General features: G+C 55.7%; 18 protein-coding genes and 1 tRNA gene. 15 read left to right on the top strand and 4 right to left on the bottom strand.

Going from position 1 to position 20,125, the window contains the following annotated elements:
* Window position 1 precedes the first annotated feature (1 nt).
* On the bottom strand, window positions 2–856 hold the full coding sequence (gene nadC / locus Q5Y71_RS11730) for a carboxylating nicotinate-nucleotide diphosphorylase (protein WP_306042332.1): 855 nt from the start codon (window positions 854–856) through the stop codon (window positions 2–4).
* A 455-nt stretch (window positions 857–1,311) separates the two neighbouring features.
* On the opposite strand from nadC, the gene Q5Y71_RS11725 reads away from it, so the two are divergent.
* The 6 genes from Q5Y71_RS11725 to Q5Y71_RS11700 all read left to right on the top strand — a co-directional run bounded on the left by Q5Y71_RS11725 (window position 1,312) and on the right by Q5Y71_RS11700 (window position 8,989).
* Window positions 1,312–3,690: a DUF1631 domain-containing protein gene (locus Q5Y71_RS11725; protein ID WP_306042331.1), complete on the top strand. Its 2,379-nt coding sequence runs from the start codon at window positions 1,312–1,314 to the stop codon at window positions 3,688–3,690.
* Between the two features lie 172 nt (window positions 3,691–3,862).
* Window positions 3,863–4,423 carry a 1,6-anhydro-N-acetylmuramyl-L-alanine amidase AmpD gene (gene ampD / locus Q5Y71_RS11720; RefSeq protein WP_306042330.1) on the top strand — a complete coding sequence of 187 codons (561 nt, stop codon included), beginning with the start codon at window positions 3,863–3,865 and terminating at the stop codon, window positions 4,421–4,423.
* Window positions 4,424–4,579: 156 nt separating this feature from the next.
* The gene (gene ampE / locus Q5Y71_RS11715) at window positions 4,580–5,455 is read left to right on the top strand and encodes a regulatory signaling modulator protein AmpE (RefSeq protein WP_306042329.1); all 876 of its coding nucleotides are present in this window, start codon (window positions 4,580–4,582) and stop codon (window positions 5,453–5,455) included.
* A gap of 579 nt (window positions 5,456–6,034) precedes the next feature.
* Window positions 6,035–7,066 carry a threonine/serine dehydratase gene (locus Q5Y71_RS11710; protein WP_371877034.1) on the top strand — a complete coding sequence of 344 codons (1,032 nt, stop codon included), beginning with the start codon at window positions 6,035–6,037 and terminating at the stop codon, window positions 7,064–7,066.
* 2 nt (window positions 7,067–7,068) lie between these two features.
* Window positions 7,069–7,659: a YbhB/YbcL family Raf kinase inhibitor-like protein gene (locus tag Q5Y71_RS11705; RefSeq protein ID WP_306042326.1), complete on the top strand. Its 591-nt coding sequence runs from the start codon at window positions 7,069–7,071 to the stop codon at window positions 7,657–7,659.
* Between the two features lie 55 nt (window positions 7,660–7,714).
* A complete protein-coding gene (locus tag Q5Y71_RS11700; protein WP_306042325.1) occupies window positions 7,715–8,989 on the top strand; it encodes an AmpG family muropeptide MFS transporter in 1,275 nt (424 codons plus the stop codon).
* Between the two features lie 79 nt (window positions 8,990–9,068).
* On the opposite strand, the gene Q5Y71_RS11695 is transcribed toward Q5Y71_RS11700, so the two are convergent.
* On the bottom strand, window positions 9,069–9,404 hold the full coding sequence (locus tag Q5Y71_RS11695; protein WP_371877033.1) for an MGMT family protein: 336 nt from the start codon (window positions 9,402–9,404) through the stop codon (window positions 9,069–9,071).
* A 251-nt stretch (window positions 9,405–9,655) separates the two neighbouring features.
* Between Q5Y71_RS11695 and Q5Y71_RS11690 the strand changes: the two genes are divergently transcribed.
* Together Q5Y71_RS11690 and Q5Y71_RS11685 are read left to right on the top strand one after the other, a co-directional pair.
* Window positions 9,656–10,636, top strand: coding sequence for a DUF481 domain-containing protein (locus tag Q5Y71_RS11690; protein WP_306042324.1), 981 nt, complete (start codon window positions 9,656–9,658; stop codon window positions 10,634–10,636).
* Window positions 10,637–10,937: 301 nt separating this feature from the next.
* The gene (locus Q5Y71_RS11685) at window positions 10,938–11,699 is read left to right on the top strand and encodes an SDR family oxidoreductase (protein ID WP_306042323.1); all 762 of its coding nucleotides are present in this window, start codon (window positions 10,938–10,940) and stop codon (window positions 11,697–11,699) included.
* 469 nt (window positions 11,700–12,168) lie between these two features.
* On the opposite strand, the gene yhbY is transcribed toward Q5Y71_RS11685, so the two are convergent.
* Entirely contained in the window at window positions 12,169–12,471 is a 303-nt protein-coding gene (yhbY, locus tag Q5Y71_RS11680; RefSeq protein WP_301416858.1) for a ribosome assembly RNA-binding protein YhbY, read from the bottom strand.
* Window positions 12,472–12,612: 141 nt separating this feature from the next.
* On the opposite strand from yhbY, the gene rlmE reads away from it, so the two are divergent.
* The 7 genes from rlmE (at window position 12,613) to Q5Y71_RS11645 (ending at window position 19,165) form a co-directional block, all read left to right on the top strand.
* Entirely contained in the window at window positions 12,613–13,236 is a 624-nt protein-coding gene (rlmE, locus tag Q5Y71_RS11675) for a 23S rRNA (uridine(2552)-2'-O)-methyltransferase RlmE (RefSeq protein ID WP_306042322.1), read from the top strand.
* 174 nt (window positions 13,237–13,410) lie between these two features.
* Window positions 13,411–15,330, top strand: coding sequence for an ATP-dependent zinc metalloprotease FtsH (ftsH, locus tag Q5Y71_RS11670; protein ID WP_301416862.1), 1,920 nt, complete (start codon window positions 13,411–13,413; stop codon window positions 15,328–15,330).
* A gap of 99 nt (window positions 15,331–15,429) precedes the next feature.
* A complete protein-coding gene (gene folP / locus Q5Y71_RS11665) occupies window positions 15,430–16,275 on the top strand; it encodes a dihydropteroate synthase (protein WP_306042321.1) in 846 nt (281 codons plus the stop codon).
* Window positions 16,276–16,372: 97 nt separating this feature from the next.
* A complete protein-coding gene (glmM, locus tag Q5Y71_RS11660; RefSeq protein WP_306042320.1) occupies window positions 16,373–17,725 on the top strand; it encodes a phosphoglucosamine mutase in 1,353 nt (450 codons plus the stop codon).
* A 116-nt stretch (window positions 17,726–17,841) separates the two neighbouring features.
* Entirely contained in the window at window positions 17,842–18,576 is a 735-nt protein-coding gene (gene tpiA / locus Q5Y71_RS11655) for a triose-phosphate isomerase (protein WP_306042319.1), read from the top strand.
* Window positions 18,577–18,634: 58 nt separating this feature from the next.
* A complete protein-coding gene (gene secG, locus Q5Y71_RS11650) occupies window positions 18,635–19,072 on the top strand; it encodes a preprotein translocase subunit SecG (RefSeq protein WP_306042318.1) in 438 nt (145 codons plus the stop codon).
* Between the two features lie 7 nt (window positions 19,073–19,079).
* A tRNA-Leu gene (locus tag Q5Y71_RS11645) sits at window positions 19,080–19,165 on the top strand.
* A 229-nt stretch (window positions 19,166–19,394) separates the two neighbouring features.
* Here Q5Y71_RS11645 and Q5Y71_RS11640 read toward each other — a convergent pair.
* Window positions 19,395–19,658: a hypothetical protein gene (locus tag Q5Y71_RS11640; protein ID WP_306042317.1), complete on the bottom strand. Its 264-nt coding sequence runs from the start codon at window positions 19,656–19,658 to the stop codon at window positions 19,395–19,397.
* Between the last annotated feature and the right edge of the window lie 467 nt (window positions 19,659–20,125).

Below are 20,125 nucleotides of genomic sequence, written 5' to 3'. Positions count from 1 at the left end.
TTCAGAGATCGATGCGCAGGGACAGATCAATCGCACGCAGGTGCTTGGTCAGGCTGCCTGATGAGATATAGTCCACTTCGAGTGCCCCCAGCTGTTCTATGCGGTCCCGGTCCACGCTTCCGGAAATTTCTATTTTGGCCCGACCCTTTGCCAGTGACAGGGCGGTGCGGGTTTCTGAATCGTTAAACTCGTCGAGCATAATGACATCAGCTCCACTTTTCAGCGCCTGCTGCAGTTCTTCGATGCTCTCCACCTCAATCTCTACCAGGGCCTCGGGCTTGAGAGCTCTGGCCCGGGCTACTGCAGTATCGATACCCCCGGCGGCGGCGATGTGGTTCTCCTTGATCAGGAAGGCATCGTAGAGCCCGATGCGATGGTTGTAGCAGCCTCCACACAGTACCGCATATTTTTGTGCACTGCGCAGGCCAGGAATGGTTTTGCGGGTGTCGAGAATTTTCACTTCGGTCCCGGCGGCCTGCGCGGCAAACTCTGCGGCGGTGGTGGCGGTGCCGGAAAGGGTCTGCAGGAAATTCAGTGCGGTCCGCTCCCCGGTGAGCATTGCCCGCGCATTGCCTTCCAGTTCGAGCACGACGGTGTTGGCGGTTATCCGATCGCCGTCGGCAAAGTACCAGTGTAGTTTCAGCTCGGCATCGAGTTGTTGAAACACTTCCTCCACCCAGGCGCGCCCGCTCAGGATGCAGTCCTCCCGGGTAGTGACGCGGGCACGCGCGCTGCGGTCGGCGGGGACCAGCTGCGCGGTGATATCGCCGCTGCCAATATCCTCCTCCAGCGCTGTGCGCACAGCCCGTTGCAGATCGGGGATGATCTTTGGAATGGCACTGTCTCGTGGATGCATCGGGGAACCTCGTGTTAAGCGCGGTGGCAGTTTACCAAAAGAGACGGAAATTTGTTTGTCCAGGGCAGCGTGCCCACACTCCGTGTGGCCACCTTCACAGTTGGCAACTGGGCCAATAATTTGCTGTGACAGGTTTCTCAAATATGTCGCGAAACTGTGTAACAGTGCGTCGTAACACGAGTAGAATTGGCTGGGCAAGGAAAGCGGATTGCCTGATTGCCCATTGAGTCACCGGGCACAGCCTCTGGGTTTATGGCGTCGAAGCCTCGGATATCTGAAGAGCCTTTGTTGCTTTTTCCCGCAGGATAGTAAGCGTATTTTACTGGGCGGCCCCTGCACAGCGGGATCCCAGCAAAAACGAGTCCGGGTGTTTGCCCGGGGCTCACGGGGCCGACAGGATTTCTATGTCAGCAAATACACAATAGACCGGATGGCATGAAAAGGGCCTCTTGGCAATGAGTGAATCCAGCAAGGTTGTTTCCCTTTCCGAGAAAAGCGCGGGGCGACAAGGGGTGACTGCAGGCAAGCCCGCTGTCCTGCCTTCGGCGGTTGTGTTGCTAAAGGAAAAGGCCAGTGCCCAACTGCGCGAGCGGGTCAAGGCACTGTTTGGCAAGGTGGATGACTCTCTGTTTGCCATGGCCGAACGCGCCCATGGCCAGGAAGAGCAAGACGGCCTGTTTCAGGCTCTGCGCCTGCTGCGGGTGGAGCGCCGCAACATAGTCGATCGTTTTGTCGGCAATGTGGAGCAAGCCTTCCAAATCCGTCGTGAACCGCAGCAGGAACCCGATTTTGCCCCGGACAGCCTGTCGCTGGTGCACAATGATGATCTGGAACAACTGGTTGCCGCGGACACCATGGTGGCCAATGCTAAACGTGATTTTGCCGAACCCCTCGCCGAGCTTTGTGTACGTCTGAATACACTCTATTCGGTCAAGGTCTACGATAAGAATAATCCCTTGGGTCCAGATGTGATCTGCGATGCCTTTGTGGCATCCGCACAGACGCTGGATCTCCATATTCGTGCCCGCCTCACACTGCTGAAAAAATTCGAGCAGGAAGTGATGCTGCAGCTGCGGGGTTTTTATGAATTCTGTAATCAATTGTTGGTAGAGCAGGGAGTACTGCCCTCGCTGCGCGAGCAACAGCGCACCAGTCGGCAGCGCCCGGCCTACCCGGGGTCTTCTTTTCCTGGAAATGCTGCGGCCCCTCTCACAGGGGGTGCAAATGTCCCTGTAAATACCTCGGCCACTGCGCATTTCGCTCCTGGGCTGGTGCCGGCCGCGGCGGGATTAGCCCCCATGGCGGCCGGCGATCTGCTCTCCCATTTGGGAGCCCTGCAAAGCGGGGCCGATTACCGGGGCTCGGGTGTCGCGCAGTTACTGGATGTGAGTGCGCTTCTGCAGCAGCGGCTGCTGGATGTGAATCAGAGTGCCTCTCTGGCGAAAGTGGACAGCGATGTCATCAAGCTGGTGGAAATGCTGTTTTCCTTTATTCTGGAAGACCGCAGCCTCGCCACCCCGATCAAGTCCCAGCTCGGGCGTCTGCAACTGCCGTTGCTCAAGGTGGCGATTGCGGATAAGTCTTTTTTCAGCAAAGGTGGCCATCCCGCGCGCAAGCTGCTCAATGCACTGGCGGACGCCGCGACGGGCTGGCAGTCCGGGGACAATTATGAGTCTGATCCGCTCTACCGGGAGATGTCCCAGATTGTTGAGCGCGTCCTGAATGAGTTTGATCAGGATATAACGATTTTTTCCGTATTGCTGGCTTCCCTGGATAAGTTTATTGCGCGGGAGCGCAAACGCGCGGAAATGCTCGAGCGCCGGATCGTGGACGAGGCCGATGGCCGAGCCAAGACCCAGGCCGCACGGGCTCGTGTGGCTGCGGTGATGGATGCCTTGGTGGCCGAGCGGGATCTGCCCCCTGTTGTACGGGACTGGCTGTACAAGGTCTGGAACAACGTGTTGTTTCTCACCTGTGTGAAAGAGGGTACCGGAAGCGAAACCTGGCGTCGGGATGTGCGTACCGCGCGGGATCTGGTATGGAGTGTGCAGGCGCCGATGCCGGACGCACGCAAGCAGCTGCTCACCTTGTTGCCGGTATTGCAGGAGCGTCTGCGCGAGGGCGTTGAGGCGCTCTCTTACGAAACTTTCGAGGCGCGCAGCTTGTTTGCGGGATTAAAGGAAATCTATCGCGAGCGTTTTGCCCTTGCACAAAAGCTTAGTGAAAAGCGCGAGCGCCAGCTTAGGGAGCAGGTGGCGCGGGGCGTGAGAGCCGCAACGGCCGCAGAGCATTCGGAGGTTGCGGAGACGACAGTCGACAGGACTGCTGCTGCCGCCACTCCAGAGCCCCCTCCATCACAGACCAATGGCACCCAACCCAAGGATGACTCTAGGTTATCGAAGCTCACGCATACAGTGGATGAGCAAATAGCCGGACCAGAGGAAATTGCCATTCCGCAAATGGAGGAGCTGGAGCAGGCCGTCGCACAGGCGGAGGTTGTCTCCCCCATACCCAAACAGGAGGGGCTGGCATTGCTGGATGAATCCGATCCACACTGGCAAATGACATTCCGCCTGGCCCAGGGTAGCTGGTTTGAGCTGAAGCGTTCGGAAGAAGAGCAGTTTCGCTGCCGCCTGGCCGCGGTGATCCGCGATATCGAACAGTTTATTTTTGTAAACCGCAATGGCGCCAAGGTGGCGGAGTTCGGCCGCCTAGAGCTGGCGTATGCACTGCGCTCTGCGCAACTGCTGCCCCTGGATGACGGCATGCTGTTTGAACGCGCTCTGCAGTCAGTGATTGGCAATGTGCGCAAGAAGCGCAGCGAGCAGAGCTAGGGGAGAGCTCAGTTGCCCCTGTGGAAACCGGATTGCTGACGGGGGAGTGCTGTGAATCGAACCAAGCCGCCTCCACGGGATTGGCATATCGATCAACGCTTCCATAAAATGGTATCTGCTGAACCCCTGAGACACATGGCGGGGGTGGGTTCTCTGGAGTGGAGATCGCAGATTGAAATACCAAGTGGATGCCGGTTGGTTGTCCGGGGCGCGCCGGGTCCCCAGTCCCCACTGCAACAGGCGGCCCGAAAACTGCCCTGTGGATCTCCTGGTGGTCCACAGCATCAGTTTGCCACCGGGACAATACGGCGGGCCCTATATCGATGCTTTCTTTCTGGGGCAGTTGGATATCGACGCCCATCCCTATTTTACTGAGATCGTCGCTTTACAGGTCTCGGCCCATATCCTGATCGACCGCGATGGTATCGTCACACAGTATGTCCCCTTGGACCGGCGCGCCTGGCATGCGGGCAGGTCTGAATTCGAAGGCCGCAGCAATTGTAACGATTTTTCTATTGGCATTGAGTTGGAGGGGCTGGATACCGATATTTATACCGATGCTCAGTACTGTGCACTGACAGAGGTCAGTGCGGCTGTGATGCAGGCTTATCCCTCTATAGATTTCGATAGAATTGCCAGGCACTCCGATATAGCTCCAGGGCGCAAGTTAGATCCCGGCCCCGGATTTGACTGGGAGCGCTACCTGCGCGAACTTCACGAGACTGCACAGTAACGGCTTCTTTCACCCGCTGCTGGTGTATCGGCAATCAGCACCGTTACAATCCCGTTGTTATTGGGGCTGGCGCCTGCCCTGGTTGGGTATAAATAGGGGGCGCAGCACTTTCCTTGGTTCCCTGCCTTCCTCTCTGGAGGCTAAAGCGATATCGCTATGACTCTTCTAATTGTTTTATTCACGTTGGCACTGGTACAAATCTGGGGGTCCGGCGCTTCCATACACCGCGATGATTGGTTTGCCAAGTGGTGTGAACGCCTGGACAATCTGGCACCGTTGCGGGGCCATGCCGGATTTTTGCTTGCTGCCACCCTACTGCCTCCAGTACTTGCGGTGGCAGTGCTCATGCTCGTGGCACAATCCGTTGCGGGTGGGCTTGGGCTGCTGGTAGCAGGCGTGCCACTGCTGCTCTACTGCCTGGGTCGGGGTGACTTTCATACTGTTTTGGCCAACTATCTCTGTGAGTGGTACCGTGGTGATCTGACTGCTGCTGCCGAGGTCGCCTCACCGCTGCTGAAAGAGCTGCACGAGCAGCCGGCGGATGGCAGGCAACTGCATGAGCAGGTATTCCGCGGTGCGGCCTATTGCGCTTTCGAGCGCCTGTTTGCGGTTTTATTCTGGTTTATTGTGTTGGGTATGCCGGGGGCGCTGCTATTTCGCTTGAGTGCTCTGTATGCACAGCGCAGTGGCAATACGGATCGGGATGGTACTGCAGGACGCTGGCTGTGGCTGCTTGAGTGGTTGCCGGTCAGGGTAATGGGAATCAGTTTCGCAATTGTCGGCAATTTTGCTGGGTGTCACCGCGCCTGGCGCCAATGCCTGATGTGTCACGAGCGGGATACGGCTCAGGTGCTGGAAGCCTATCTCGAAGGTGCCCTGGGTGGGATTGATGCCAGTGAATGTGGAGCCGCTGGAGATTTGTCACAGGCCCAGCGCCAGTGTGGTGCGCAGATTGAGGGCCTGCAGGCCCTGCTGTCCAGAGCCCTACTGCTGTGGGTGACCGCCTTGGCGCTGGTAGTGTTATTTGCCTGATACCATGGAGCTTTACCAAAGTGTATGTGAGCAAATCCGATACAGCACTTTTATTGCCTGGGAGTTTTTCGCTGGCCGTATCACTTCAAGCTACCTTCCCACAGGATGATACCTGACAGCGTGCATCTGCTGAGAGTTTCTGGCAAGGGTTCTGCGGTCAACCGTGCCGGTTACACTCAGTGATGGAAATGGTCATCGTAGTCTTATTCCTGTGCGGTTCCGGTAATATCAGCGTAAACGACGATAGGATATTTACGCTGGCCGAGCGTTGGCTGTTTCAGGCGTGAGTAACAGTGGCAGGAGCTTCTGCCAGGATGGGTATGGCTTCAACATCTTCAGCCACTTTCAGGCGGTGATAAAACGCGGAAATATCCTGAATGCAGACTTGTCTATGCTCCCGGTACTTCTGGAAAGTTAAAATGGCTGCGAATGTTGAGCAGGTAGGTTCTAGCGCGCCTCTTTAAACACCAAGCCTCTGCCCACAGATGTGTCAGTCTTTCAAGGGAGTTGATCAAAGCCCATGAATGACTTTCTGGATTGCTGGCCTGTACAGGACCTGTGCTGCTGGTTTGCGGGGCAATGGCTTGGTATATACGGCACTCAACTAGAAAGATAACAAGTACTATGCCCCCAGACCGAAATGACTTACCTACCAGCGCTGACGTTTTTTCTGGCGCACAAAATATAGCCGGAACAATCCACCGAACCCCACTGATACGCTCCCAGCAACTGGATCGGCTGAGTGGTGCCAATGTGTGGTTTAAATGTGAGCATATGCAGAAAGTGGGGGCCTTCAAGGCACGTGGTGCAGCCAATGCCCTGTCCCGGCTGCCGGAAGGGACGGTGGCTGTGGCAACCCACTCCTCCGGCAATCACGGCGCCGCCCTGGCCTGGGCCGCGGCGGCGCGCGGGTTATCCTGTACGGTGGTGATGCCCAAGACCGCACCCAGAGCGAAGCGCGCGGCGGTCGAGGGGTATGGTGCGGTAATCGTTCCCTGTGGTCCCAGTCTGGCGGAACGGGAATCGACCCTGCAGGCGGTGGTGCGGCAAACTGGGGCCCATGTAGTACCGCCATATGATGACAGTCGCATTATCGCCGGACAGGGCACCGTTGCCTTGGAAATTGTGCAGCAATGCCGTGAACAGGGCTTTACTCCTGATGTGATTCTGGCGCCTGTCGGTGGTGGTGGCTTGCTCGCGGGTATCGGCCTGGCAATGGCGGCATTGGCCCCGGATATGCTGGTTATTGGTGCCGAACCCGTCGGTGCCGATGATGCCCAGCGCTCACTGCGTGGCGGTGTGCACATTACCGGCAAGAAACCGCAGACGATTGCCGATGGCCTGCGTACAACACTCGGGCGCAGGAACTATACGATAATTCGCCGCACTGTACGGGATATTGTGACAGTATCAGAAAATGGTATTGTGCGGGCCATGGGATTGTTGTGGACCCGCACTAAACAACTGGTGGAGCCCTCTGCCGCAGTGGGTTTCGCTGCAGTACTGGAACACGGGGCTCGCTTTCGCAATAAACATATCGCAATTGTCTTGACGGGCGGCAACCTGGATCTGGACAGGGTCTCCGGGCTGCTGGCCACTGTGGGAGAGTAACAATGGGAGTTTTGGCTATGCACTTTGGATTTTGCCGTTTACATTGCCGCAACCTCGCCAAGGGCCTTGTGGCGTCTGCACTTTTACTGATGGCTATGATATCCCATGCCGGCCAGTTGGCGCTTTCATCCAGTTCCCTCAGCCCCAGGCAAAAAATGCCGCTGGCACATGTCTATGGCGGTTGTGGTGGGGAAAATCTGTCTCCCCAGCTCAGTTGGAAAGGGGCTCCCGAAGGCACTAAAAGTTATGCGGTCATGGTATACGATCCGGATGCACCCACTGGCAGTGGATGGTGGCACTGGGTAGTGTTCAATATTCCCGCGGATACCACCAGCCTGCCAGAGGGCGCCGGTGACCTGAAAAACGGCTTGATCCCGGAGGCGATCCAGGTCAGTAATGACTATGGGAATCTGGGATATGGTGGTGCCTGCCCGCCCAAAGGGCACGGCGATCACCGCTATCGTTTCCAGGTATTTGCCTTAAAGGTGGAGTCATTACCACTGGATGAAAATGCTTCTCCGGCCAAGGTGGGCTTTCATGTGAACGCGAATAAACTGGCCGAGGCTGAGCTTGAGGTGCTGTGGGGGCGCTAAGCGGCCTGGTGTCGAGTACGGTTCCTGAAGTTTAACAAGTAATAAGCGATAAATTATGACGCACGCAACGGTCAGGGAAGCGGTATTCAATCGGCGTATGCTGATCTGTATCGGCACAGGCTTTGCCTCGGGAATGCCATTTTATGTACTGATACAATTGGTACCGGCCTGGCTGCGCTCCGAGGGGGTGGACTTGGCAACGATCGGCATTTTTGCCCTGCTGGGGTTGCCCTACACCTGGAAATTTCTCTGGTCGCCGCTTATGGAGCGATACGCCTTTCCTATTTTGGGGCGGCGGCGCGGCTGGATGCTGGTGATGCAGCTTCTGCTGATTATTTGTATTGGTGCAATGGGGATGTTCAATCCCCAATTCAATATCTGGACCATTGCGGTACTGTGCCTTGGAGTCGCATTTTTCAGTGCCAGCCAGGATATCGTCTTGGATGCCTTTCGCCGGGAAATCCTGCCGGATCGAGAACTGGGGCTGGGCAACTCCTTTTATGCAAATGCCTACCGGATTTCCGGACTTGTTCCCGGCTCCCTGAGCCTGATCCTGTCGGATCACCTGGCCTGGAATCAGGTGTTTTGGATCACCGCCGCATTTATGCTGATTGCCGTTTTTATGACACTGGCGGTTGATGAGCCAAAACATCCGGCCGCGCGACCTGGCACACTTCGCGACGCCATAGTGCTGCCATTTGTGGAATTTTTCAATCGCAATGGCGTCAAGCAAGCACTCCTGGTGCTGGCGTTTATGTTCCTGTACAAGCTCGGCGACAACATGGCTACGGCACTGGCCACCCCCTACTACCTGGATATGGGGTACTCCAAGACAGATATTGGTATTGTGGCTAAAAATGCCGGTCTCTGGCCAGCCGCGATCGGCGGCTTTTTTGGTGGCTTGCTGATTGTGCGGATCGGCATCAACAAATGCCTGTGGATTTTTGGCGTTGTTCAGTTTCTATCCATTTTTGGCTTTATGATCTTGTCAGAGGTCAATGGGGAACTGGTGGGAACATCCGGCTTCAACCCCAGCCTCTGGCTTTTAGCGGTCGTTATTGCCTTTGAGTATTTGGGGGTTGGGCTCGGTACAGCGGTGCTCATTGCCTTTATCGCCCGCACAACCAGTAAATTGCACACGGCTACACAATTTGCTTTGTTCAGTGCCTTGACTTTACTGCCGAGAACGCTTGTGAATGCGACAACAGGCTTTCTGGTGGAGTTTATGGGATGGACCAATTTCTTTTTGCTGTGTGCTGCTCTGGCGGTTCCGGGAATGTTGCTGCTGTTCGCCGTTGCCCCCTGGCGAGGTAATGGTGAGGCGGCATAGAGACCCCACGGATGCTGATGGGCTTACCAGTGCTCCCTTGGGCGGAATGCGCTAGGGCGGCAGACTTGTGGCAATGCATTTAGGGGAGCCAGCGGTACCTGGTCATATCCACCCGGCCTTTCAGGAAGGTGACCCCCTCATCTTCCAGGCGCCTGCGCTGGCGGGAGGCGCCGGGCTCCGGCAATGAGATGCGCCCCTGGGCATTGATGACCCTGTGCCAGGGCAGCTGCGTGTCCTTGGGCAGCTTGCGCAACACCCCGCCAGCCAGCCGGGCCGCCCGCGGGTAGCCGGCCATCTCGGCCAGATCACCATATGTGACCACTCGACCACTGGGGATAGCGTTCAGAACGCGACATATTCTGGAGAGCGCACTGCTTTCGACTGATGGGCTGTTGGATGGGGTAGATGTTGGCACAAAAACCTCATGCTTCTGCCTTTTATCGTATATTAGGTGCGGATTTGACGAAATAGCAACAGTAAAGTTGCTAGCTGGATATCGGAAAAAGCTCCATACCGGCGCCTGTGGCAAGGCCGCAGATTGTCACACTGTGTCACAGTATTCCGACTGTGGCATTATTGCGCTACTAAAACAGATGTTTCCTGCTGGTTTTCCCTGTGGTTTTATCGATACACTTTTTCAAGTCCTGCATACACACATTCCTCTGCTTGGCTCCGTTACAGGTCCTGGCAGGTGTACTCACGCTCGAGAATGGCGATCGGATTCAGGGAGCGCTGATACTGGTGGATAAAAACCAGGTGGTCTGGAAATCCGAGACCTTTGGTGAGGTCAAGGTGAATAAAACCCAGGTTGTTTCAATGGATATTGATACCGAGCTGAAAATTGCCGGGCGCGAGGGGCCCTGTACGCTGGCAGGGCACCGTCAGGAGCGCTGGGAGCTTTATTGCGCTGCGGGGGAAGGCTGGTTTATTGATTTCCTGGGTGTGGAGCGCGCAGAGCCCTACACTTACTTTGTCAACAACCCGGTGGTTTTTCACGGTGGTGTCAGTGCCGGTGGAGTGTTTGAACGGGGCAACCGCGAGCGCGAAGATTTGGATGCAAATATCAATCTGGATGTGCGCGCCGGAGACGTTCACCATTTGATTGGTGCCCTCTATCGGGGTCAGGGCAGTGAGGAGGAGGATGTCCTGGAAAAATACCAGCTGACCTACGGGCTGCGTTGGATTTTCGCAGAAAAGTGGTTTGCTGCGGCGAACAGCGCACTGGAGCGTGAGGAGGCCAGAAATCTGGACCTGGGGACAAAGATGGGCCTCGGTCTCGGTTATCTGTTTTACGATACAGACAAGACGGCATTTTCTCTGGAAGGCGGTGTCAGCAGCCTGAAGGAAGAGTTTATCGATGAAGCATTGAGCGAAGACCAGGATGACCGCTATGTGGCGGGGCGTTTGGCAATGAATTACCATTATAAATTTGCTATGGGGCCGGAAGTGTATTTTGACCAGGAAACGCTGCAATCACTGGATCACAGCGATGACTACCAGGCGAATGCCAAAGTGGGACTGCGCACTCCCCTGGTGGAGGGGGTATTGATGGAAATTGGCTATCATTGGCAGTACGACAATACCCCATCTTTGCAAAGCCAAAAAGAAGACACCCGGGTGACGGTGGGTGTTGGATACCAATGGTAGTGCTCCGCAGCATCAAGCCGCACGGTGAATAGGTCCCTGTATGTTCGTAAGTGGGTATCCATGCCGCATACGATCCTGGAAGAGGGGTATTCTTCCCTTCTGCCTTAATTAGAAATAACCAAACAGGTCGTCTGGACAAAGTGGCACGGGTTGAACCTGCTGCCGGTTCCAGGCCGGTGCCTGCTTTTGAAAGACATGCGTTCCGTACAGGTCAACGGTATTTCAAAGGTGCTCATCGGGCAAAGGTTACAAGACTGATTGGATCGCGGGAAATCCAGAAATTGGAAATAAGGAGTTCAACATGCAAATTGCCGACAGCATAGTGGCGATTACTGGTGCAGGCCAGGGGTTGGGGCGTGCAATGGCCTTGTACCTGGCGGAGCGCGGCGCCCGTCTAGCGCTGATTGATGTTAATGCAGCGGGATTGGAACAAAGTGTTTCCTCCTGTAAAAAGTTCGCTGCAGAAGTGCGCAGTTATGACATGAATGTCGCCAATGAAGAAGCGGTGGATACCGGTTTCAGCCAAATTGCCCAGGACTTTGGCGGCCTGCAGGTATTGATTAATAACGCCGGGATTATGCGTGATGGCATGCTGATCAAATACAAGGAGGGTAAAGTCACCGATCGCATGTCCCTCTCCCAATGGCAGTCGGTGATTGATGTCAATCTGACTGGCGTTTTTCTCTGTGGCCGCGCTGCCGCGGGTATTATGGCCGAAAGCGGCAAAGGCAGCGTGATGATAAATATTTCCAGCTTGTCCCGGGCCGGCAATATGGGGCAGACAAATTACTCCGCAAGTAAGGCAGGAGTTGCGGCCATGACAGTGACCTGGGCTCGCGAGCTGGCCCGCTACGGTGTGCGTGTTGCGGCCATCGCCCCGGGCTTTATTGGCACAGAGATGGTTGCGCAGATGCGCCCCGAGATTCTGCAGGGCCTGGTCAAAAAAGTGCCTTTACGCCGCCTGGGGGAGCAGGAGGAAATTGCCTCCACTGTGGCTTTTATCCTTGAAAATGACTTTGTTACCGGCCGTGTTCTGGATATTGATGGTGGCGCCCGGATCTGATCGCCGGAGTTTGTGATTATTTCACTTTGTAGCGTTCAGGCTACCTAACTGATGTGGCGCAGGGCAGTGTCGATGTTGATCAGGGTTCTTGGCGAAGACTGATTTTTATTAAAGCCAGTTTATGGTCGCGATCAGGATGATCTCGGGCTGCCCAAGTTTTGAGAGCTTCAAGTCGCCTTGAGTGGCATTTCTGAAGAAGATTCTAATGGTCTGATCACTGCGCAGGAGTTTGCGTTTGAAACCAATCCTTTAATCCAGATACTGACGGGGATAGTGCCTCTTATGCCAGAGATGAACGGCTTACACGGCCCAAAAAATCAAAAGCCAGCGGGCAGAGTTGTCAGGGTATGGGCCCAGAGTTGCGATAAACTGGACCTTGCATTGGTCTTTCAGCAGGCAAGTCTGTTGTGTATTGACACCTGAATCGTTAAGGTTTTTTAAGCGAGCGGCTTTGACTGCAGCAGATTCTTTATTTCAATAAGTTGGATTTTCGAATATCCGGTTTTTGCGCAGCGCGGTATATCAGCGCAATCTTGCCAATTTCCTGTACCAGTTCGCATGAGGACTGTTCACAGAGTGCGTCCACCAGTTGGTGGCGTTCCTCGCGGTTGGCGATCATTAGTTTGACCTTGATCAGTTCGTGATCCTCAAGCGCCCGATCCAGCTCCTCTCTCACGCCCTCGCTGAGCCCGTTGCCAGCTATGGTCACCACCGGCTTGAGGTTGTGGCCCAGGCTGCGCAGTGCTTTTTTGCGGTGGGCGGTTAAAGGCATACAATACTCCATTTACCACTTGTTGGATATCGATGTGGAAGCGGTCGCAGATCGCAATCCTCGCCGGCAGCTGCATGGCGAGTCAGATCGCGGCCTGGGGCCGCTTTACCATTTAGTTGTGATGTGTAGGTATTGTACCCGATGGGCCGATCCAAGAGCAGCCACCGCTGGTTGCGTGAGCATTTTAATGACCAATACGTCAAGCAGTCCCTGAAGGAGGGCTACCGTTCCCGTGCCAGCTATAAATTGCTGGAGCTGCAAAACAGGGACCGCCTGTTCAAGCCGGGTATGACCGTGATTGATCTGGGGACAGCGCCAGGGGGGTGGTCCCAGGTGGCCGCGACACTGGTGGGGCACAAAGGTCGGGTTTTGGCGTCAGACATACTGCCGATGGATCCACTGGCTGGTGTGGACTTCATTCAGGGTGACTTTACCGAGGCGTGGGTGCTCAGCAAGCTCTTGCAGCACCTTGGCGAGGAGATGGCGGACCTTGTGATTTCTGATATGGCCCCCAATATGAGTGGAATACGTGATGTGGATCAGCCCGCCTCCATGTACCTGGTGGAGCTGGCCCTGGATTTGGCACGTCAGGTATTGAAACCGGGTGGTGCTTTTGTCGCCAAGGTTTTTCAGGGTGAGGGGTTCGATGCGCTGATCCGCGACCTGCGAGCCAGTTACAACAGTGTTGTGACCCGTAAGCCCGGCGCCTCCAGACCCCGTTCCCGCGAGGTATATGTGGTGGCGCGGGGATTCAAGGGCGGCTAGGGCGGGGCGCATTTCGGGTCTGCGTGCCTGGTATGGTATAAGCAACCGTGTATTGGCGGTTCGGGCTGTTGCCCTCCGCGCCTATACTGGTTTGAACCGGTAGCGATGTTACCAGTGTTGCCGAAATAGACGGATATTGAGTGCGAAAGCGAGAGGGCTATCCCTTTGAATGATATGGCGAAAAACCTGGTACTGTGGTTGGTCATCGCAGCGGTCCTGCTGATGGTGTTTCAGAACTTCAAACCACAATCCCGGGATGAGGCTCTCAGCTATTCCGACTTTGTTCAGGATGTGCAGTCAGGCCAGATAAAAAGTGTGGTTGTAGATGGCCTGGTGATCACTGGTGAGAAGGCCGATGGCAGCCGCTTCAAGACCATACAGCCGCAAATCATAGATGACGAATTGACCAATGAGCTGGTGCGCAGCAATGTGCAGTTCATCGGACGCGAACCGGAATCCCCGAGTATCTGGCAACAGCTGTTGGTCGCCAGCTTCCCGATTTTGATCATTATTGCGGTATTTATGTTCTTTATGCGCCAGATGCAGGGGGGTGCCGGTGGCCGCTCCGGCCCGATGGCTTTTGGTAAGAGCAAGGCGCGCCTGCTGGGTGAGGATCAGATCAAGACAACTTTCGCCGATGTGGCAGGCGTGGATGAGGCCAAGGAGGAAGTGCAGGAGCTGGTGGAGTTTTTGCGCGACCCCACCAAATTCCAGCGCCTGGGCGGCAATATCCCCCGCGGGGTGCTGATGTGTGGCCCTCCCGGTACGGGCAAAACCCTGCTGGCCAAGGCCATTGCCGGTGAGGCCAAGGTCCCGTTCTTCTCCATTTCCGGCTCCGACTTTGTGGAGATGTTTGTGGGCGTGGGCGCCTCCCGTGTAAGGGATATGTTTGAACAGGCCAAGAAGCAGGCACCCTGTATTATCTTTATTGATGAAATTGATGCCGTTGGCCGACACCGGGGTGCCGGTGTCGGTGGTGGCCATGACGAGCGAGAGCAGACCCTGAATCAGCTGCTGGTTGAGATGGACGGCTTTGAGGGCAATGAAGGGGTGATCGTGATTGCCGCCACCAACCGTCCGGATGTGCTCGACCACGCCCTATTGCGTCCCGGCCGGTTCGACCGCCAGGTGTTTGTGGGTCTGCCGGATATCCGTGGCCGTGAGCAGATCCTCAAGGTGCATATGCGCAAGGTGCCGCTGGATGACAAGGTGAATGCGCAGACAATCGCACGGGGTACGCCCGGTTTTTCCGGTGCAGACCTGGCCAATCTGGTCAATGAGGCAGCACTGTTTGCCGCCCGCGCCAACAAACGCACCGTCACCATGGATGAATTCGAACGGGCCCGTGACAAGATCATGATGGGCGCAGAGCGTAAATCCATGGTCATGAATGAGAAGGAAAAGGTCAATACCGCCTATCATGAGGCGGGCCACGCGATTATCGGTCGCCTGGTGCCCGAGCATGACCCAGTGCACAAAGTCACCATCATTCCCCGTGGCCGCGCTTTGGGCATCACCCAATTTTTGCCGGAGGAGGACAAATACAGCCTCTCCAAGCGCGCCATTGAGTCGCAGCTGTGCTCCCTGTTTGGCGGTCGCATTGCCGAAGAAATGACCCTAGGGATTGATGGGGTCACTACCGGTGCTTCCAACGATATTGAGCGGGCCACCGACCTGGCGCGCAATATGGTCACCAAGTGGGGTCTCTCTGAGAAGCTGGGGCCCCTGCACTATGGTGAAGACGAGAGCGGCCAGCCCGGACACAGCAACCCGGTATCCGGCAAGACCTCCTATGAAATTGAGGCGGAAGTGCGCCGCATTATAGATAGCTGCTATGAGCGGGCCAGTAAACTGCTGGAGGAGAACCGGGATATCCTTGAGGCGATGAAGGATGCGCTGATGGAATATGAAACCCTAGATGCCGAGCAGGTAGACGACCTGATGGCACGCCGCAAGGTGCGTCCGCCGAAAGATTGGCAGGACAATAACTTTGGTTCCGGCGGCAGCAATTCCAGCGGTGAAAAAGAAGCTAAAGAATCGCCTCCTGTGACCGACAAAAGCAACCCTGTGGGTGGCCCCCTGAACGGCCACTGAGTTTCAGGCGAAAAACTCACACGATACCGACGGAATGCCCGGCAGGAATTGAGGCGCTAGCCTGTTCTGCCCCGGTATTCCGTTTTTTTATCACTGCCTATGAACATTACCTGTGGAAAATACACCCTGGATTTGTCTGCACCCGTGGTCATGGGTGTACTGAACGCAACCCCGGACTCGTTTTCCGATGGTGGCAGCTACTACACTGCTGGGCATCTGGATCTGTCCCTGGCGCTGCGCCGTGCCGGGCAAATGCTGGGTGAGGGGGCTGCAATCATTGATGTGGGGGGGGAATCCACTCGCCCAGGGGCCACCCCGGTATCGGAACAGCAAGAGCTGGACAGGGTGGTGCCGGTGGTGGAGGCTATCTGTGCGAATTTTGGCGTTGTTGTTTCTGTCGATACCAGTACACCTGCGGTGATGCGGGCAGCTGCCGCTGAGGGCGCCGGATTGATTAACGATGTGCGGGCTTTAGAGCGTCCCGGTGCTTTGGAGGCGGCAGCTGAAACAGGTTTGCCCATTTGCCTGATGCATATGCAGGGGCAGCCGGGCACCATGCAAAGCGCCCCTGCCTACGCCAATGTGGTAGAGGAGGTGGCTGCCTATTTAAAGAGTCGGGTAAGTGCCTGTGAAGCCCAGGGCATCAACCGGCAGCGTCTGATTCTGGACCCGGGTTTCGGTTTTGGTAAGTCCGATGCGCACAACTTGGCGCTGTTGCGCAGCCTGTCACTGCTGGCTCCACCGGATATGCCCATACTGGCCGGGCTGTCACGCAAGTCGATGATTGGCCGCCTGTTGCAGCGGGAGGTGGATCAGCGCCTGCCCGGCAGTCTTGCACTGGCCATGCTCGCCGCCCAGCGAGGGGCAAGAATTTTGCGGGTGCACGATGTGGCCGAGACAGTTGATGCGCTGCGCCTGCGGCAAATGGTGGATTGCGAGGTCTAGGCGGCTTTGCCATCACAGTGACTCCGAGCCGCCGGGGTGCAAATGTGACTTTCACCAGCCGCGCAAAAAGCGGCCAAACACATAATCGGGAAGAGGTATGGAGAGAAAGTATTTTGGCACCGACGGTATTCGTGGACGTGTCGGTGAGGGCACCATTACCCCGGATTTCATGTTGCGGCTGGGCTATGCCGCCGGCATGGTGTTAGGTAAATTGCCGGGAGAGAAACGTCCGGGGCGCCCCAATATCCTGATTGGCAAGGATACCCGGGTGTCGGGCTATATGTTCGAGGCGGCGCTAGAAGCTGGCCTGATTAATGCCGGGGTGGATGTTGGGCTGCTCGGCCCGATGCCGACACCGGCCATTGCCTACCTCACGCGCACTTTCCATGCGCGCGCAGGTATTGTGATCAGCGCTTCGCACAATCCCTACCAGGATAACGGTATCAAATTTTTCAGTGCCACGGGCAGCAAGCTCCCCGACCAGATTGAGCGGGAGATTGAAGCTGTGCTGGATGTACCGATGCAAACTGCAAAGAATCTCGGCAAGGCACAGCGCATCGATGATGCAGCCGCCCGGTATATTGAATTCTGTAAGGCTGCCACGCCCTGGGGGTTCTCCCTGGAGGGGCTCAAAATAGTTCTGGACTGTGCCAATGGGGCCACTTACCACATCGCCCCCAAGGTATTTCGTGAACTGGGTGCAGAGGTCAGTGCCATTGGCATAGATCCCAATGGGCGGAATATCAATTTGGAGTGCGGTTCCACCAAGCCCGGGCAGCTGCGGAACGCTGTACTGGAACAGGGTGCTGATCTCGGGGTGGCTTTCGATGGGGATGGCGACCGGGTCTTACTTGTCGATCGCAATGGTGAACTGATTGATGGCGACCAGCTGCTCTTTATTATCGCCTTGCACCAACAGGAGTGTCTTGGCGGATGCAAGGGGGTCGTCGGGACCCTGATGAGCAACTATGGTTTCGAGCTGGCCCTGGGCGAGCGCAGCATTCCATTTGAGCGTGCCAAGGTTGGCGATCGCTATGTTCTAGAGAAAATGCTGGCCAATGGCTGGCTGCTTGGCGGGGAGTCTTCCGGGCATATTATCTGTGCCGACGCCTCAACTACCGGGGATGGTATTGTTGCTGCACTGCGGGTATTGCGGGCCTTGTCCGACTTCGGCGAGCCTTTGCACCAGTTGAAGGCGCGTATGAAAATGCTTCCCCAGCACATGGTGAATGTGCGACTCAGGCATCGGGATGGCGTGCTGGAGCATTCAGATGTGCAATCCGCGGTCAGTGATGCTGAACTGCAACTGGCCCAAAGTGGCCGGGTATTGCTGCGCCCCTCCGGTACCGAACCCCTGATCCGGGTGATGGTTGAAGGGCGTGACCGTGTTCAGGTGGAGCAGCTGGCAAAGCATATTGCCTCTGTGGTAGAGCGGGTTGGGAACAGCTGATACCGTCTGGGGATAACAGGGGAATCCGCTACTGCCGATGGGTAACCAGGCCGGATATTTTGGCTTGTATGTTGGCGGCATAGCCGCTAAGATTTGCGCCCCTTGAAGGAGCCCACATGCGAATATCGCTGGTAGCAGCCAACTGGAAGATGAACGGCAATCGTACCTTTGCCGAGCGTTTCTTCACCGATCTCGAGTTGGAGAGCGTTTCCGCGGATGTTGTGGTATGCCCGCCCTTTCCCTACCTCTCTCTGGCTGCCCGGGCCGCCGAGGAAAAAGGCAGTTTTGCAGTGGGTGGGCAAAACCTCAGCCATGAGCTCGATGGGGCTTTTACCGGTGAGGTTTCCGCACATATGCTGCTGGATTGCAATGTACGCTATGTCATTGTCGGGCATTCCGAGCGGCGCAGCTTTTACCATGAAACCAGTGAGCTGGTGGCAAAAAAATTTGTAGCCGCTCAAGCGGTCAATTTGATCCCCATTCTCTGTGTGGGTGAAACCCTGCAAGAGCGGGATCAAGGGCATACTCTGGAAGTGGTCGCCTCGCAGTTACAGGCAGTGAAAGCGGTGATTGAAGAGGATGCCTGGAAACGCTCGGTTGTGGCCTACGAGCCGGTGTGGGCCATAGGCACAGGCAAAACCGCTTCTCCTGAAGAGGCGCAGAGTGTCCATAAGTTTATCCGTACCCAGTTGGGCGATGTTGGCTCCAAAGTACAGATTTTGTATGGCGGTAGTGTAAAATCCGCCAACGCCAGTGCACTGTTTGCGCAGGCTGATATTGATGGCGCCCTGGTAGGTGGCGCTTCACTCGATGCGAGAGAGTTCGCGGGGATATGCCGTGCTGCTGTATAGTTACAGTCAGGAAGGCTGAATAACGGGTTGGCAAACCCAGATAGAGAGTTTCCAGAAAATGGAAAAATTGGTATTAATTGTACATGTTCTGACCGCGCTGAGTATTATCGGCCTGATTTTGTTGCAACAGGGTAAAGGCGCTGAAGCGGGTGCTTCTTTTGGTGCCGGTGCCTCACAGACTGTTTTTGGCAGTCAGGGAAGCGGGAATTTCTTTTCGCATCTGACAGCGATTCTTGCCACAGTGTTCTTCGTGACCAGCTTCGGCCTGGCTATTTTGGCCCGCCAGGGTGCGAATGTCGACATGGATGCGGACCTGCCGCAGATACCTGCTGCCGTTGAGCAGATTGGCCCGGCTACGGAGCTGCCTGAGATCGAAGATATCCCGCAGCTTGAAGCAGACTTGGAGGCCGGTGATGTCCCCCAGGTACCCGAGCAAAGTAACGGTTCACAACAAGCGCCGGTTGATCCAAAACCGGAAACAGAGGAACAGCAGTAAGAGTTTTGCCCAGGTGGTGGAATTGGTAGACACGCTATCTTGAGGGGGTAGTGAGCTATGCTCGTGCGGGTTCAAGTCCCGCCCTGGGCACCACATCAAAGTTCATAGAAGTTCGAAATCCTCCGCAAAGCCCCGTAAACCGGGGCTATTTGCTCTCTATACAGTCCAAAGTATTCCACTCCCGTTCGTTCTCATCCGATGCTACCTGGTTCAATATAGAATTTGCTAGCACCAATGCCCCTAACAGACACACACATCAAACAGGCGAAGCCGGGCAACAAAGACCAGTGGCTCACCGATGGCCACGACTTGCGTTTGCTGATCAAATCCAGCGACGCCAGGTACTGGCGACTTTAGTATCGTTTTCAAGGTAAGCAAAAGATACGAGCTGTATGGGTGTAACCCCGAACGAGTCTTGACTATCCTCCCGCACCTGATCGCGGTTGGTGGCGATGGAGAGGACAGGAAATAGGGAAACAGGTGGCTTAGAAACACTGCTTACAGGACGATCATCCAGCTTCAAACAGTTGTTAAAAAAGATAGCCAGCAACGGCAAGAAAAGAATGGCATAGCGTTCGACGGTCATCAATGAACAACGTTACACTGAGCGCGCATACTGAGCAGGTTACGGCAAAATCCGCAACCGGGATTAGAACCTCATGGGTAGCGGCTTATATTTGCAAGGAGCCCAAATCTTGCCACCCAATAAGCCTATCCCCGTCACTTTCCTACCCCTTGTCAGAGATACCGGCCACACAGGAAGCTTTTGGTCTGTTGGCCCCGCCCCAGATTGCGGAGAAGCCTGCAGGAGCGGAAGACAGTTTGCAGGGTCAGCTGGTTTGTGTGGGTGCCCATATGGTTCCTGGCTTGTTTGTGTAGAAGCTAACTAGCCTACAGTCAACTGGTCTCCTTAGCTATTGCCAAGTGTGTCGGTTGTTGTGGAAATCTAGGCTTCGGATAAATACCTTACCCAACCTACTATAAAGGCAATCACTGCACTAACAATGACAGCAATCCAATGTGCATTTGCTAAGTCCACGATCTTATTTACAT

This window comes from Microbulbifer sp. 2205BS26-8, from assembly GCF_030731025.1.
Taxonomy (GTDB): Bacteria; Pseudomonadota; Gammaproteobacteria; order Pseudomonadales; family Cellvibrionaceae; genus Microbulbifer; species Microbulbifer spongiae.
Note: the sequence above shows the minus strand (reverse complement) of the source record. Positions and strands in the feature narration are given on the sequence as shown.

What these genes read in the sequence shown, in the direction of transcription:
- Q5Y71_RS11685 (WP_306042323.1), top strand. Translation starts at nt 10,938, where the DNA reads ATGCAAATTGCCGACAGCATAGTGGCGATTACTGGTGCAGGCCAGGGG.
- yhbY (WP_301416858.1), bottom strand. Translation starts at nt 12,471, where the DNA reads ATGCCTTTAACCGCCCACCGCAAAAAAGCACTGCGCAGCCTGGGCCAC.
- folP (WP_306042321.1), top strand. Translation starts at nt 15,430, where the DNA reads ATGAACATTACCTGTGGAAAATACACCCTGGATTTGTCTGCACCCGTG.
- Q5Y71_RS11640 (WP_306042317.1), bottom strand. Translation starts at nt 19,658, where the DNA reads ATGACCGTCGAACGCTATGCCATTCTTTTCTTGCCGTTGCTGGCTATC.
- tpiA (WP_306042319.1), top strand. Translation starts at nt 17,842, where the DNA reads ATGCGAATATCGCTGGTAGCAGCCAACTGGAAGATGAACGGCAATCGT.
- secG (WP_306042318.1), top strand. Translation starts at nt 18,635, where the DNA reads ATGGAAAAATTGGTATTAATTGTACATGTTCTGACCGCGCTGAGTATT.
- Q5Y71_RS11710 (WP_371877034.1), top strand. Translation starts at nt 6,035, where the DNA reads ATGGCTTGGTATATACGGCACTCAACTAGAAAGATAACAAGTACTATG.
- glmM (WP_306042320.1), top strand. Translation starts at nt 16,373, where the DNA reads ATGGAGAGAAAGTATTTTGGCACCGACGGTATTCGTGGACGTGTCGGT.
- Q5Y71_RS11700 (WP_306042325.1), top strand. Translation starts at nt 7,715, where the DNA reads ATGACGCACGCAACGGTCAGGGAAGCGGTATTCAATCGGCGTATGCTG.
- Q5Y71_RS11705 (WP_306042326.1), top strand. Translation starts at nt 7,069, where the DNA reads ATGGGAGTTTTGGCTATGCACTTTGGATTTTGCCGTTTACATTGCCGC.
- ftsH (WP_301416862.1), top strand. Translation starts at nt 13,411, where the DNA reads ATGGCGAAAAACCTGGTACTGTGGTTGGTCATCGCAGCGGTCCTGCTG.
- rlmE (WP_306042322.1), top strand. Translation starts at nt 12,613, where the DNA reads ATGGGCCGATCCAAGAGCAGCCACCGCTGGTTGCGTGAGCATTTTAAT.
- nadC (WP_306042332.1), bottom strand. Translation starts at nt 856, where the DNA reads ATGCATCCACGAGACAGTGCCATTCCAAAGATCATCCCCGATCTGCAA.
- Q5Y71_RS11725 (WP_306042331.1), top strand. Translation starts at nt 1,312, where the DNA reads ATGAGTGAATCCAGCAAGGTTGTTTCCCTTTCCGAGAAAAGCGCGGGG.
- ampE (WP_306042329.1), top strand. Translation starts at nt 4,580, where the DNA reads ATGACTCTTCTAATTGTTTTATTCACGTTGGCACTGGTACAAATCTGG.